Source organism: Streptomyces sp. NPDC001594, assembly GCF_042893675.1.
GTDB lineage: Bacteria > Actinomycetota > Actinomycetes > Streptomycetales > Streptomycetaceae > Streptomyces.
Window position 1 is genome coordinate 163,142 of record NZ_JBIAVB010000001.1, and the last position, 13,876, is coordinate 177,017.

Sequence of the window (13,876 nt, forward strand, 5' to 3'; positions counted from 1 at the left end):
CACCCGCATCCCCACCGGCTGACAGCCGGCCGGGCGCGGGGCCGCGCCCGCCGATGGAGGCTGCCGGCCCCGGCAGGTCATCCGTTGCCACGGGCCGGAGCGGCCGCATCAGCGGCGGCGGGCGATCGTGATGCCGTCACGAACGGGGAGCGTCACCGCGTCCACCCGGTCGGCTTCGGCGATCCGGTCGTTCAGGCCGACTGTTCCTGGAGGGCCAGGGCTCGGATCGTCCAGGGCGATCGTGCCCTCCTCCACCAGGATCAGCAACGGGGCGGCGGTGGTGGTCGAGGCGAGCCGGAAGTGGAGTCCCTCGCCATCGGAACGCCGCCCCCGGCGTCCTGCACGCCGACAGCCACCACCTCGACCTGGTCACCCCGGGCCACAAAGACCGACCGCTCCCGGCAGCGCACCGGCACCGACGTGGGCCTCGAGCAAGTCATGCAGAGTCATCATCAGGCCGCCTTCCAGAAGATTGGTGTCGAAAGACAGACTCGCGCCCAAGCCGGAAATCATCGGCGCCGACAGGTCCGTGCATGATGGGTGCGGATCGCCTCGCTGCCCGTTTGCAATCGGATCGCTACCGGCTGGGCTGGGTCAGGGACGTGGGGTAGCTTCGTCGGCGCCGAAGGACTGGGGAGATGACATGCAGGCTGCTGGTGCCGAGGTCTTCTCGTGCGCCGCGTGCAGCGCCCTGCTGTCCGCGCCGGTCCGCGAAGTCCACCCGCCGGCAGAGGGCGAGGCATGGACACCGCTCGACTCTCCTGTTGAGCCCTGCCCGCCCAGGATGGCGGCAGGCACTTTCGCCCGTGACCCGCAGCCTGGACGCATCACCTGGGGCGCGCTGCCCAAGGGCTTCGGAACGTCCCAGGCGGGGCACGGGCCAGGGGTGGACCTGCTGTTGAGCCCATACGACCTGCTCGGTACCACGAAGATCCCCAGCCGCTGGGGCGGGTGCTGCGGGCCGGGCGGGCACGATGGTCCGAATCTGGCGTGCGCGGGGTGTGGGGCGGAGGTCGGGCTGTGGATAGGTGATTGCTACACCTGGCTGGAGGTCGTCCTCAACGGGCGTCTCGTCAGGCGTTCCCCGTCGGCTTGAGCACCTCTCCATGAGGCCGCCACGACAAAAAACGTGGTGTGGGGTGCGGTTCTGCTGTTGTGTAGGCCGGCCCCGAGAGCTCGAGGCGGCCGTTCAGAGCACGGCTGAGAACCGCTCTGACTCCGCAGGGCCGGTCCTGCTGGGCTGCCGACACCCGTGCCGAAACGGCGAGGGCGACCAGGCGGCGGACGGCAGAGTGCCGACTCTCGTACTGTGTCCATCAACGAGGTTGAGCGCTCATGGCTACGTCCGACCAAGCTCACAAGATGACTGGCCGTCGCCGCGGAGCGCGTCGGCCAGAGCCTGGGCCTGATTCAGGGTGATGCCAAGGGCGATCGGACCTGGTCATCCGTCGCGCGCCGAAGCCCAGCTGGGCAGCCAGCCGGACGCCGGCCCGCCCGGCCAGCGCGAGCCCCACTCGCTCCAGGGCTTGGTTGAGCCGCCTGGTGAGCCGTGCGTGCGGGACGGCCAGCCGGGAGAACGGCTCGGCGAACGGCCGCCGCGGACAGTGCGCCGACCCGCAGATGAAGCGCTGGACCGTCAGCCGGATCACAAGGCCCTGCTCAGCGAGCGGAAGGCGCCTCAGCCTGCGCTGGTAACGGTCGTGGACTCGGTCCGAGTGAATCGGTCATCCTCGCCCCAGGCCAGCTCGGGGTCCAGCTCAAACGGCTTGCGTGCACAGCTGATCCCTGGTCCGCTGACGTTCACATCTGGGGCACGACTCCTCAGCTATGGGTGAGCAGTGATCATCTCAGCGGCCGATGTCACTGAACAGTGTGTGACCGCTTCACGGAAAGCGAGCCAGAACCCGAGTTTGGAGAGCACCCAGGTGCTTGTTACAGGGCCATGGTTGTGCTCTGCACGACGAGAAGCTGGTGTCCCGCCGGGTGTAGCCCGTTGACTTCTCTGCGGGCGGTCCGGTACAGCACGCACTGGCGAAGCGGCCCTTCGGGCACGCTCGGATCCTCGAAGTCGTCGGCCGAACGCGTCAACCGCCACCCGATATCCACCCCTGCGAACGGCATGTCCTCGTCCACCTCGTCCAGGTCGGCGCGACCGATGAACTCGCCGGTCTCCCGTGCTTCGAGCGCCCACCACCCAAAGCCTCGCTCGTCGAACTCGGTCTGCATGAGTGCCACCGCGGCATCGCTTTGCTCCCGCGTCAGCAATTCCCCCAGGTGTTCTCGGACTTCGGGATCGGCGTTCATCGCCGCCCATGGTTCAAGGTCGGACTCGCGCCACCGGCGGAGCAGGAGACGATCGGTACGCAGACATGGCATGCCGGCCAGCTAACGCCATCACACACCGGTGCCAACCCCGCACAGAGAACTTCACGGTCTACCCCACTCAGCGGGACGTCATCCCGACCGGACTCACCGCTCTCAGCTGCTGCTACTTCTCATCGACATTGCTGGGCCTCTCGACGGCGAGTTGGCGTACACGGCGAAGGCTGTGCGTCCGCCGCCAGAAGGCACACGGATCGTCGGCCACGGCTACTCGGCAGCGCTGAGGCGATCCAGCATTGCCTCGTAGGCCGACTGCGCGGCACCGTCCTCTTCCGCGTCCGCCGAGAGGTCCCCCATCGTCACCAGCAGGTGGGCGAGCCAGCGCCCCAGCGCGGTGATCGGCCCGGGCTGGGGACCGGTCGCGGACGCCGCCGCTTTCGTGATCACCGCGTCCACGCTGGCCGTACTGCCCGTGGGCCGCACCGCGAAAGTCCGGGAACCCTTCAGCGCCGAACTGGCGTGAGGTACGGCGGAACCACTGGTACTGGACGAACCCCATCGGGCGCGCCCTGTGGAAGCTGGGCCGCTGCGTCTTCTTCACGGTCGGCGCCCTCGTGGTCGTCCGATCGCTCGGCGGGGAGTTCGCCGGGGGCCTGATCGCCCAGGCCGGCGCGGTGGGGGCGCCGGCTCGCCGTCCGCAGCGGCCGGGCACCGGATCCGGCCGCCGCGCCGTCCGGGGCCGAGCCCTTCGTTTGGCGACGCCGGCCTCCTCGACCGCTCCCGGGCCGTCCTCGACTCCGCCCGTCGTGCGCGGTGGTTCTCCGGGCCGGCCGGCTCCTACAGGGGTCGCCCGCCCGGTCAGTTCATCTGGCGGCGGACCAGTTCACGGAAGGGGCCCGCCGGGTCCGCGAGGAGTTCGGCCGGTGGGCCCTGCTGGGCGATGCGGCCGGAGGACATGACGATCACCCGGTCCGCGTCCATGACCGTGGAGAGCCGGTGGGCGATGACCACGCGGGTGCAGCGCAGCGCGCGAGTGGAGTCGGTCACCACGCGTTGGGCCTCGTTGTCCAGCGCGCTGGTGGCTTCGTCCAGGAAGATGACGCGCGGCTTGCGTATGAGGGCCTGGGCGATCATCAGGCGCTGGCGCTGGCCGCCCGAGACGGTGCCGCCGCCGTCGGAGAGGATGGTGTGCATGCCCATCGGCATGGCCTTGATGTCCGCCGCCAGGCCCGCCATCGCGGCGGCCTCCCACGCTTCGTCCGGCGAGTACGTCTCGGCACCGCTGATGCAGTCGAGGATCGAGCCGGAGAAGGGCTGGGCGTTCTGCAGGACGACCCCGCACTGGCGGCGGACGGCCGCCTGGTCGAGGGCCGCCAGGTCCTGGCCGTCGTACAGGACGCTGCCGGCGGTCGGCCGGTCGAAGCCGATGAGCAGGCGCAGCAGGGTGGATTTGCCGCAGCCGCTGGCTCCGACGATCGCGACGAACTCACCCGGGCGAATGTCCAGCGACACGCCGTCGAGGACCAGGGGGCCGTCGGCGCTGTAGCGGTAGGAGAGGTTCCTCGCCTCGATGGCGCCGCTCAGCTCGCCGGGCATGGTGGAGGATCCGCAGACCTCGGGGGGCTCGGCGAGGAGCGGCCTGAGCTGTTCGAACATCGGCTGTACGGCGGCGGCGGAGAGGAGCGCGCCGGTCAGCTGCGTGACCGAAGCCAGCATCATCGTCACGGCGGTGCTGAAGGTGAGGAAGTCACCGGCGGACATGCTGCCCCGGGCCGGCCCGGCCAGCAGCATGAACATCACGAGGGTGCACAGCGGCAGACAGACCGCGTTGAGCACGGTGACGGCGTTCTTGATCCGGCCGATGCGCTGCTGGAGCTCGCGGGTGCGCGCGAACTCCTTCGCCCAAGCGGCGTAGGCGAAGCTCTCGGCCATCGCCACGCGTAGCTTGGGCAGCCCGCGCAGGGTCTGGAACGCCTGGTTGTCGAGCCTGTGCCCGAGCTCGATCAGCTGTCGCTGGTAGCGGAGCTGCCACAGCCCCAGGCCCAGGAACACGGCGGCGATGACGAGCAGCATGGCGATCGCCGCCAGCGCCAGCGGCACGCTGAACGCGAGGAGCAGCGCGAGGTTCACCGCGGCGACGGCACCGGCCTGGACGCACACCGAGCCGATGCCGGACAGGGCGCTGCGGATGGCGCCGATGCCCAGGGCGGCGCCGGCCAGTTCGCCGGTGGAGCGGCCGGCGAAGAAGCTCACCGGCAGCCGCAGGAGCCGGTCCCATACGGCGGGCTGCAGGGTGGCCTCGATACGGCCCTCCATACGCAGGACGGAGACGTTCTGCAGCAGGATGAACGCGGCCGAGACGAGGCTCGTCGCGATGAGCGCCAGCGCGGTCTGCACGATGAGGCCGCCCTCGGCGCGGGGTACGTACTCGCCGAGCACCTTTCCGGTGGCGAGGGGTACGAGGGCGCCCAGGCCGACCGCGACCACCCCGCCCAGGAGCAGTCCGCGCAGCTCCCTGCCGGTCCCGCGCAGGCTGAAGCGCAGCAGCCGCGGCAGGCTCGGCTCCCCCTCGGGCAGCGGACGGTAGAACATGAGGCCGCGTGCTTCGAAGGCGGACGCGGTGTCCTCGTCCACACGCTCGCGCGTTCCGCGGGCCGGGTCGACGGCCTCGTAGCCGCCGCGCCGCCACAGCAGGGCCACCGGGGTCCCGTCCGCCTCACGCCGGCCGACCAGGGGCCCGCTGTCCTCCCGCCACCACCGGCCGCCCAGGCGGACCGTACGGGTACGGATCCGCGAGGCGAGCGCGAGCTGCTCGACGGGGTCGGTACGTCCGGAGCCGGAGGCGGCGGCGCCCGTCGCACGCCCCTCGGACAGTGCGATGCCGGCCGCGGCGGCGACCAGTCGGCACACGGCGAACGTCGCGTCGTCGCTCGCGCCGCGCCGCGGGCCCCGGCCCGAGCGGCCGATGGACGCCAGCAGCGTGCGGTCGGCGCGGGTACGGGCGGCCTCGCCGGCCCGGATCCCGGCTGCCGCGCGGTCCTCGTGGGTGCGTTCGAGCTGCTCGATCCAGTCCCCCAGGGCGTCCAGCAGCCGGTGCTGCTGCTCGACCATGCCCTGCCACAGCGTCGCGTCGAGGAGGAGGGCACCGGTGGCGCCGTACCCCTCGTACGCGGCGCCGTATCCCACGCTGCCCGGGCTGACCGGGATCCACAGGATGTCGTCGTCCGTCCCGCCCCGGGAGGTGCCGGCCCGGTTTTCCAGGGGTGCCTGGTAGAGCACTCGCAGGCCCCGGCCGACGCCGAGCGCGAAGGCGTACTCGAGGGGGCTCAGCGGCGCGGCGTCGTAGGGTGCGCCGTACTGGCCCTGGTCGTACGACCACGGGTCGGCGTACGGCGTGCTCCCCAGCTCGTGGAGCTCGATGCGGTGCAGTCGGCAGCCGTGCAGGGGGCGGCCCACCAGCGTGTGCCCGGGGCCGTCGGGCGGGCCCAGCAGGAGGGTGCCCGTCTCCAGCCGGCCCAGGAAGTGCCAGTGTCCGGCCTGCGCGGCGTCGACGGCGAACAGGTCCAGGTCACCCTCGACGACGAGCCACAGGACGAGCGGCCCCTCCAGGGACAGACTGCGCACACCCGCGCAGTCGACGGCCGCGCCGAGTCCGCCCAGGGCCGCCACGACCGGGTCCGGGGCGACGACGGCAACCGGTTGGGCGTGGGCCGGGTACGGGTACGGGTACGGGTACGGGGATGCCACCTCAGTGCTCCTTGACCAGTTCGGCGTACGGGCCGCGCGCGGCCAGCAGCTGTTCGTGCCGCCCGCGTTCGACGACCTTCCCCCGGTCGAGGACGAGGATCTCGTCGCTGTCGCGCACCGTGCTCAGCCGGTGGGCGATGACCACGCACGCGCAGCCGCGTCGCCGCAGGTTGTCCATGACGGTCTGCTCGGTCGCCGCGTCCAGGGCGCTGGTCACCTCGTCCAGGACCATGACGCTGGGGCGGCGCACCAGGGCCCGGGCGATCTCCAGTCGCTGGCGCTGGCCGCCGGAGAAGTTCCGGCCGTCCTGCTCCACCCGGCTGTGGATGCCGCCGGGCCGCCGCGCGACGACCTCGTAGACGGCCGCGTCCTCCAGGGCGGCGATCACGGCCTCGTCGGGGATGGAGGGGTCCCAGAGGGCGACGTTGTCGCGGACCGTGCCCTCGAAGAGGAAGACGTCCTGGTCGACGAAGGAGACCGACGCGGCCAGCGCGCCGCGCGGGATGTCCTCCAGGCGCATGCCGTCGATGCGGATCGTGCCCTCCCAGGGGGTGTACAGGCCGGATATCAGCCGGGAGACGGTGGACTTGCCGCTGCCGGAGCCGCCGACGAGCGCGACCTGCCGGCCGGGGCCGACTGAGAGGGAGAACCCCTGGAGGAGCGGGGCGTCCAGCGGGCTGTATCCGAAGGTGATGCCCTCCAGTTCCACCCGGCCGTGGAGGCGGCGCGTCGCGGCGGGGGGCTCACGTCGGGTGTAGAGCGGGTCGACGGGGAAGTTCTCGACGTCCTTGAGGCGGGCGACGTCGGCCGCGAAGTCCTGGATCCGTCCGGCCACGCCGTTCAGCCGGGTGATCGGCGCGGTGAAACTCGTGACGAGTGCCTGGAAGGCGACGAGCAGGCCGACCGAGAGGTGTCCCTCCACCGCCCGCAGGCCGCCGATCATCAGGATCAGCGCGCTGTTGAGCGCCGCCAGCGTGGGCGCGACGACCGCCAGCCAGGCGCTGGGCATGCCGAGGCGCTGCTGCACGTCGAGGGTGACGGCGTGCCGGCCGGCCCAGCGGCGGAAGAAGCCGTCCTCGCCGCCGGTGGCCTTCATCGTCTCGATGAGCTGGAGACCGCTGTAGGAGGTGTTGGTGAGCCGGGCGTTCTCAGCGCGCAGCTTCTGCGTACCGGTGGCCCGTACGCGGATCACGATGCGCATGGCCACGAGATTGAGCAGGGCGACGCCGATGCCGACGACGGTGAGCTGCGGATCGTACGTCCACAGCAGCACCGCGTAGAGGACGACGACCACCGCGTCCACACCGGCGGCGGCGAGGTCCCTGGCCAGGGTCTCGGCGACCGCGTCGTTGGACTGGAGGCGCCGGACCAGGTCTGCCGGGCCGCGCTGGGAGAAGAAGGCGACCGGAAGCCTGAGGAGGTGCCGTAGGAAGCGGGCGCTGCCCAGGGTGGAGGAGATGATGCGCCCGCGCAGCAGGTTGGCCTGCTGGAGGGCGGTGAGCACGGCCGTCAGGACTAGGGTGGCCGCCATCGACGCGAAGAGCACGCCCAGGAGCGAGGTTTGCTCGCCGATCAGGAACATGTCGATGTACGTACGGCTCAGCGCGGGCACGGCCGCGCCGACGGCCACCAGGAGGAGGCTGGAGAGCACGGCCGCGAGCAGGGTGCCCGAGGTGCCGCGCAGGCGGCCCGGCAGGGCGGCCAGGACGCCGGGCTTGCGGCCGGTGCGGCGGAAGCCCGGGCCGGGTTCGAAGGTGAGGACGACGCCGGTGAAGCCGGTGTCGAACTCCTCCATGGGAACGAAACGCCGGCCCTTGGCCGGGTCGTTGACGTGGACGCCCCGGCGGCCGAAGCGGCGGCCCATGCCCTCGTAGACGACGTAGTGGTTGAACTCCCAGAAGAGGACGGCCGGGGGCCGCACCCCGGCGAGCGCGGCCAGGTCCATCTGCATGCCCTTGGCCGCGAGCCCGTAACCCCGTGCCGCCTTGAGCAGGTTGCTCGCGCGGGAGCCGTCTCGGGAGACCCCGCAGGAGACCCGCAGCTCTTCCAGGGGGACGAAGCGCCCGTAGTGGCCGAGCACCATGGCCAGCGCGGCCGCGCCGCATTCCACCGCCTCCATCTGGAGCACGGTGGGGGTGCGTACGGGCCGGGGCGTACGGCCTCGCGGGGCGGAGACGGGACGGCGGCGCGAGGAGCGGCGACCGGTGCTCCCCCGCCGCTGCGGGGCGGTCACGGCAGCAGCCAGTCGATCGGCCGCTGCGCGGCGAGGTGGACGGCTCCGGTGACCGGCGTCGCGGAGTCGACCGGGTAGGGGGGACCGTCCTGGGAGGACCAGCGGTAGCCGGACGCGGTCGCGGACGAGCGCTCGAGCCGCACGACCACGGCGACCGGATTGCCCTGCCGGGTGAACTGTGCGGCGAGCCGGCCGTCACCGAGGAAGCCGCCGATCTGCGCCGCCGTCTGGGGCGCCCGGCCCACCGCCTGGACGCGGCCGCGCAGCACCCCGTACCGGGGCTGGGGAACGGACTGGACGGTGAGGTCGACCGCGGCGCCCACGGGGATGGCCGCGCCGCTCGGGCCGGATACGTAGAGCACGGCGTTCAGCGGCTCGGCGGGGTTCTGCACGCGTTCCACGGTCGCGACGTCCGCGCCGGTCGTCAGGACCGAACCGGTCTTGGCGACCAGCGTCGTCACCCGCCCGCCGGCCACCAGGCGTACGACCTGCTCGCCGCGGTCCGTGGCGACCCGGACGAGGGGCGCGCCGGAGGGCAGCAACTGGCCCTCCTTGGCGAGGGCTTCGGTGACTTGTCCCGCATACGGGCTTTGCAACAGGTAACTGCCCTCGGGGTGAGTGAGGATTCCGGGTGCGCTCAACTTCGCGGACACGGATCCGGTGCATGCCCAGATGCTCGCGGCGGCCATGACGACCACGGTGACCGCCAGCACGAGTCGGCCCTGCGGGCGCGCGAATCGTACGGGCAGATCGAGTTCTTCGGGCGACTGCAGCTTGGAAAGCGCCTTTTGGCGGAACTGCACGGACTATTCCTTCGACTGCGTGAGCCGCCGTGAACCCCGGAACGGCTGCGTTCCGGGGTTCACGGGCGACAACCGGCCCTACTCAGAGACCGGCCACGCCGACCTGCACGCCGGCGATGCCGGTGACCTGACCGGGCAGGGCCGTGGCGGCCTGGACGGTGCCCAGGGAGGTCACGGTGCCCAGCACGGTCTGGACGTCGCCGAGGACGGCGCCGGCGAGGCCACCGGAAATCGCCACACCGCCGGCGACGGCGTCCAGTTCGGTGTCGTCGATCTCGCGGGTCTCGATGTCGTTACGCATGGTTGCGCACCCTTCCTTCAGATGAGAATTCGTCAATTGCCGTGACTGCAAGGGGAAAACGGCCACGGATACACCCGCCGCCGCAGCCCGGGCCCGGGTCAAAACCCGGGCGGGCCTTCCGAGAACCGGAGCGGCGGTGGGCAGATGTAAGCACGCGAACGAGTGGTCATGCCAACTGTGTTGACGCGCGCCGCCACCTGGGGCACGAACTCAGGTGAAGGGCCTCCCCATTCATTCGCCGGATCATCGCAACGCCTTCACAAGATCGAGTAACGAATACGCGGAGCCCGCGAACCTCACCCGACATACCGGGACACATAGCCATCAAACACCTTGGACATTACGGTCATATCGCGGTGCGGCGGGGAAACGGGCGCCCCTCCGGTAGCAGGTGTGAAGATTTGCCGAAGTGGTGCACCACCAGCGGTGATGGTCCCCAGGCTCGGTGTCGAACCGCCGTGGTCGTGGCACGCGGACTCTCACAAGCCAGTGGGTAGGGTCGCTGAGAACCCGATCAAGGAGGCTGCGGTGCCGGACGTCGACAACCCGATCGTGATCGCGCAGACCACGGAGGACGACGAGGAGAGGGCGTACGGGTTGGCACGTGGCGCAGTGGAGGCCCGGCTGGCCGCCGGGGCTCACGTGGACGCCAGGATGACCGCGTTCTACTGGTGGAAGGGCGAGGTGCAGCACGAACGCGAGTACCGGGTCTCCTTCAAGACGACGCGAGACAGGGTGGGTGCCCTTCAGGAGTGGGTCCACGCGAACCACAGCTACGACGTACCGCAGTGGATCGTGCTACCGACGGTGGGGGCGTCGGAGTCGTACCTGGCATGGGCGCAGACGGAGACGCAGACGGAGACGCGTCAGCGGTAGGAGGTGGTCGCAGCGTGCAGGAGTCGGAGAGACGGAGCGGACCACGTCAGTCGGTTGCCCCGTCCGTCGCCGCGGTGGGGCCTTCAGCTTGCGGCTTCGCGGCCCGGCCCCAGCACGAATCTCCGGATCTCCGCCATGCCGGGCGCGTAGCCGTCGGAAGTGTCGACCAGCAGGCTCGGGGCGCGCAGGCTGATGGGGACGAACCGGTCGGGATCGTAAGTGCCGGCCTCCATGTCCGCGAGCAGGGCCCTGTCACCGTGGGCGGCCCTGTGGCTGTCGCTCTGGACGCGGTCGGTGATGCGCCGGGCGATGGTCGGCGTGGGGGTGGTGCACCGGATGACCCGCAGGTCGGCGAACTCCGTCAGCGGCTCGAGCCCCGGACGCCAGAGACGGTCCTGGAAGGCGGCTTCGGCGACGACGGTCGTACCCGCTCGGACGAGTACGGCGATCGTCGCGAAGAACGCTTCCAGGGCCGGGAGATTGAGTGGGTCGTCGCCGTCGGGGTCGTGACCGGGGTGGTTCATGACCATGCCCTGCTTGATCTCGTCGCGCAGGATCGCGCGGCAGCCCAGGTGCTGGGCGAGCGCTCGGGCGAGGGTGGTTTTGCCGGACGCCGGCTGGCCGCTGATCACGGCCAGGGTCGGGCGAATGTGCACGGGTGGACTCCGGGGTCGGGTCGTTGAGGCGGCTGGGGCGGGCGGGCCACGGATCTCAGGGTGTCGCATGCGGAGCCGGATGGCCATGGAGCCGGGCGAGTGGGTCAGTTTCCCGCATGCGGGCGGCCGACAGCCCATACGCCCTTCGGCCCCGGCCCCGCCGCTCTCCCCCGCCGCGGCGGTAGCCGTCGGGTGTTGGCCGCCCCACCCCGCCCGCAGAACTCGGCCCGGTGCGCCGGGCGACCGTCGCCGACACACCAGGACCGACGGCGAAGCCCGGTGAGCCGCGGCCTCCTCACGCCAGCCGGGCCGGCGCGTTCCGTCGTAAAACGCCCCCAGCAGCGGGATCACCACCGTTCAACGCGAAGACCCCTCCCACGATGTCGTGGCCGACGACAAGACCGGTTCGCGGGATGCCAGCCCGGGTCGATCCAGCGCGTCGGACCGGCCAGGTGACGCAGAAAGCCGGGTGAGAGCGACGCGCCGAAGCCGTCCGGCCCATGGTCGTGTACGGCCTGGCTGGGCATGGCGCTGGCGACAACGGCGTGACCGGTGAAAGCGACCGAGCACTCGAGTCCACCGGCCGCCGGCGGCAGCACCGTCACACCCCCGTCGGCAGGCGGAAAGCAACCGGCTGCGGCCGCCAGGAAGCATGTCAGGAGCGGGTGGGATTCGCCCATGGTCCTCTGCCCCTCGGTCGAGGTGTGAATGTGCGGTCGTGGTGGAAGTGGTGGGGCGTCAGCTCGCGGCTGTGCTCCTGATGCCCGGTCGGATCCGCGCGCGTCACGGCTTGGGGTCACCCGCACTCGCGCACCGGGCAGAGCCCGACCCCGCGGACGCCGGGCAGGTTGGCGATCTCCTTCCTGAGGCTCTCGCGCTCCGACGCGGAGAGCACCTCGGGAAAGCGGACTTGCAGGTAGGCACCCTGGTCGGACTCCGACCCCGTCACCCGCGTCGCCCCGAAGGGCTTGAGGCGGTCCTCGGTGTTCCCGAGGCCGTGGCGGAACCAGCTGGGATCGACCTGAGCCCGGTAGGTGTGAGGTTCGGCCATGGCGGGGCCGATGTAGAAGTCCCAGGCAAAGGCACCGCAGCCCGCGAGCGCCGCCGCTGTCAGCACGGCACCGAGACCGGCGATCACCTTGCCGGCCACCGGCCGACGGCGCGGATCCGCGAACGCGGCGAACATCAGGAGCAGCGCCGACGGCCAGAACAGGAACATCTCCACCAGGACGCCGAGCACCCCCCACCCGAGAAGCGCGCACGACACGACCAGAGAGGCGGAGCCGAACCCCTGCGGCGCGCGCAGGCACACCAGCGGAACGGCCACGACCAGGCCCGTCACCAGGAACACCACACCGAACCCCAGGAAGAACCCCCAGACGACGACCGGCACGGCGAGGGCCAGCGCGGCCACGGCCAGACCCTTCTGGAACCAGTGGACGGGTACGACGGCACCCCGGACGCGGACCTCATTCATGACTTCCCCCATAATCTGAACATGTTCAGTTGAACGCGTTCAATGTAGCGGATCGGCGGCGAGCCCACCAGCGAATTGGGTCATCGCATCCCGGCAGCGATCGTGTACGCCCACACCGGCGTCACCCCGTGCGGCCGGGGCCCGATGCCGGTCAGGCTTCGCAGCATCACGCCGTTCATGTGCGGCACAAGTCGGTAAAACAGGGCACAGCGTGGCTCATCTGTGAAGCGCGGTGCAGCCCCTAGGTTTGCCCCGTCGGCAGGAGGGCTGCACACCGTCGATTCGTCCACATTCTCTGGGAGAGGCCATGACGACAGTTCCTGGCGGGGGACCCGTTCCTCCCGTCGCTCACGACCCGGCCGGCCGTCGCAGTTTCCTCAAGTACTCGGCACTGGCGGCATCGGTGCCCGTGCTGCAATCCGTACGCGCGAACCCCGCTGCGGCCGCTGCCGCACCGGGCGCGTACGCGCCCGTTCCGCCCACCGCGATCGGTCCGCAGATCCCTGCGAAGGGCTATCTGGTCCAGGAGATCGGCAAGCGGCTGTACTGGCTGACGGACGGCTTCTACCAGATCATGTTCCTGGTGACCGAACGTCACCACGGCCAGGGGCGGCGTGTCATCGTCGTGGACGCTCCGCCGACGCTCGGGGGCAACATCCTGCGCGCGATCGAGGAGGTGGCGCCGGGTGCCCGTATCAGCCACCTGGTGTACTCCCACCACCACGCGGACCATATCGGCGCGGCGGCCAAGCTCCGCGACGCGAGCCTCCCGAATCCGGTGATCATCGCCCACGAGCAGACCGCCCACCTGCTCAAGCGGGTACCCGAGTCCAGCCGGCCGCCGCTGCCGAACCGCGTCGTCTCCAGCAGCTACCGTCTGGAGGTGGGCGACCAGGTCCTGGAGCTCCACTACAAGGGCCCCAACCACACCCCGGACAACCTGTTCATCCACGCGCCGCGCCAGAGGGTCCTGAACGTGGTGGACATCGTCTACCCCGGCTGGGTCCCGTTCAGGAACCTCGTCGTGTCGACCGACATCCCCGGCTGGATCAACGCGCACGACCAGCTCCTGGAGTTCGACTTCACGACCTACATCGCGGGGCACCTGACCCGTCTGGGTACCCGGCAGGACATCAAGATCCAGCAGGAGTACCTGCGCGACCTGGAGTACTACGGCAGAAAGGCCATCACCGAATTCACCGACGTGGGGCCTCTTTTCGCCAAGTACCCGGACAACCCGTGGGCCGTGTTCAAGGAATACCTCGACATCCTCACCCAGACCACGGCCGACGCAGTCACCCCGGCCTGGACCAGTCGGCTCGGCGGGGCCGATGTCTTCACCTACGACAACGCCTGGACCATGGTCGAATCCCTGCGGCTCGACCGCGGCGTCCTCGGCCCCTTCGGCACCCGCCCCTGAGCCCGAATCCGCCGGAACGGGCGCAGCGACAGGCCGGAGCG

11 protein-coding genes are annotated in these 13,876 nt (G+C 70.8%); 2 read left to right on the forward strand and 9 right to left on the reverse strand.

Going from position 1 to position 13,876, the window contains the following annotated elements; all coding sequences use genetic code 11:
- Positions 1-108: 108 nt before the first annotated feature.
- The 7 genes from ACFY0O_RS00870 to ACFY0O_RS00900 all read right to left on the reverse strand — a co-directional run bounded on the left by ACFY0O_RS00870 (position 109) and on the right by ACFY0O_RS00900 (position 9,406).
- Entirely contained in the window at positions 109-267 is a 159-nt protein-coding gene (locus ACFY0O_RS00870) for a hypothetical protein (RefSeq protein ID WP_388941022.1), read from the reverse strand.
- A 1,665-nt stretch (positions 268-1,932) separates the two neighbouring features.
- Positions 1,933-2,376: a GNAT family N-acetyltransferase gene (locus tag ACFY0O_RS00875; protein WP_388941025.1), complete on the reverse strand. Its 444-nt coding sequence runs from the start codon at positions 2,374-2,376 to the stop codon at positions 1,933-1,935.
- 213 nt (positions 2,377-2,589) lie between these two features.
- The gene (locus ACFY0O_RS00880) at positions 2,590-2,778 is read right to left on the reverse strand and encodes a hypothetical protein (RefSeq protein WP_388941028.1); all 189 of its coding nucleotides are present in this window, start codon (positions 2,776-2,778) and stop codon (positions 2,590-2,592) included.
- Positions 2,779-3,180: 402 nt separating this feature from the next.
- Complete coding sequence (locus tag ACFY0O_RS00885; RefSeq protein ID WP_388941031.1) at positions 3,181-6,069, reverse strand: NHLP bacteriocin export ABC transporter permease/ATPase subunit; 2,889 nt, start codon at positions 6,067-6,069, stop codon at positions 3,181-3,183.
- 1 nt (position 6,070) lies between these two features.
- Positions 6,071-8,188 (reverse strand): NHLP family bacteriocin export ABC transporter peptidase/permease/ATPase subunit, encoded by a 2,118-nt coding sequence (locus tag ACFY0O_RS00890; RefSeq protein WP_388942213.1) that lies wholly within the window; start codon positions 8,186-8,188, stop codon positions 6,071-6,073.
- Positions 8,189-8,298: 110 nt separating this feature from the next.
- A complete protein-coding gene (locus ACFY0O_RS00895; RefSeq protein ID WP_388941034.1) occupies positions 8,299-9,105 on the reverse strand; it encodes a hypothetical protein in 807 nt (268 codons plus the stop codon).
- An 82-nt stretch (positions 9,106-9,187) separates the two neighbouring features.
- Positions 9,188-9,406, reverse strand: coding sequence for a hypothetical protein (locus ACFY0O_RS00900; RefSeq protein WP_388941036.1), 219 nt, complete (start codon positions 9,404-9,406; stop codon positions 9,188-9,190).
- 528 nt (positions 9,407-9,934) lie between these two features.
- Here ACFY0O_RS00900 and cutA point away from each other — a divergent pair.
- On the forward strand, positions 9,935-10,282 hold the full coding sequence (cutA, locus tag ACFY0O_RS00905) for a divalent-cation tolerance protein CutA (protein WP_388941039.1): 348 nt from the start codon (positions 9,935-9,937) through the stop codon (positions 10,280-10,282).
- 83 nt (positions 10,283-10,365) lie between these two features.
- On the opposite strand, the gene ACFY0O_RS00910 is transcribed toward cutA, so the two are convergent.
- Both ACFY0O_RS00910 and ACFY0O_RS00915 read right to left on the reverse strand, forming a co-directional pair.
- Positions 10,366-10,938 (reverse strand): AAA family ATPase, encoded by a 573-nt coding sequence (locus tag ACFY0O_RS00910; protein WP_388941042.1) that lies wholly within the window; start codon positions 10,936-10,938, stop codon positions 10,366-10,368.
- Between the two features lie 796 nt (positions 10,939-11,734).
- Positions 11,735-12,415, reverse strand: coding sequence for a hypothetical protein (locus tag ACFY0O_RS00915; protein WP_388941044.1), 681 nt, complete (start codon positions 12,413-12,415; stop codon positions 11,735-11,737).
- 403 nt (positions 12,416-12,818) lie between these two features.
- On the opposite strand from ACFY0O_RS00915, the gene ACFY0O_RS00920 reads away from it, so the two are divergent.
- The gene (locus tag ACFY0O_RS00920; RefSeq protein ID WP_388941047.1) at positions 12,819-13,835 is read left to right on the forward strand and encodes an MBL fold metallo-hydrolase; all 1,017 of its coding nucleotides are present in this window, start codon (positions 12,819-12,821) and stop codon (positions 13,833-13,835) included.
- The last annotated feature ends 41 nt before the right edge of the window (positions 13,836-13,876 follow it).

Coding starts and splice junctions, on each gene's coding strand:
- ACFY0O_RS00875 (WP_388941025.1), bottom strand. CDS start 2,376: ATGCCATGTCTGCGTACCGATCGTCTCCTGCTCCGCCGGTGGCGCGAG.
- ACFY0O_RS00890 (WP_388942213.1), bottom strand. CDS start 8,188: ATGGAGGCGGTGGAATGCGGCGCGGCCGCGCTGGCCATGGTGCTCGGC.
- ACFY0O_RS00900 (WP_388941036.1), bottom strand. CDS start 9,406: ATGCGTAACGACATCGAGACCCGCGAGATCGACGACACCGAACTGGAC.
- ACFY0O_RS00915 (WP_388941044.1), bottom strand. CDS start 12,415: ATGAATGAGGTCCGCGTCCGGGGTGCCGTCGTACCCGTCCACTGGTTC.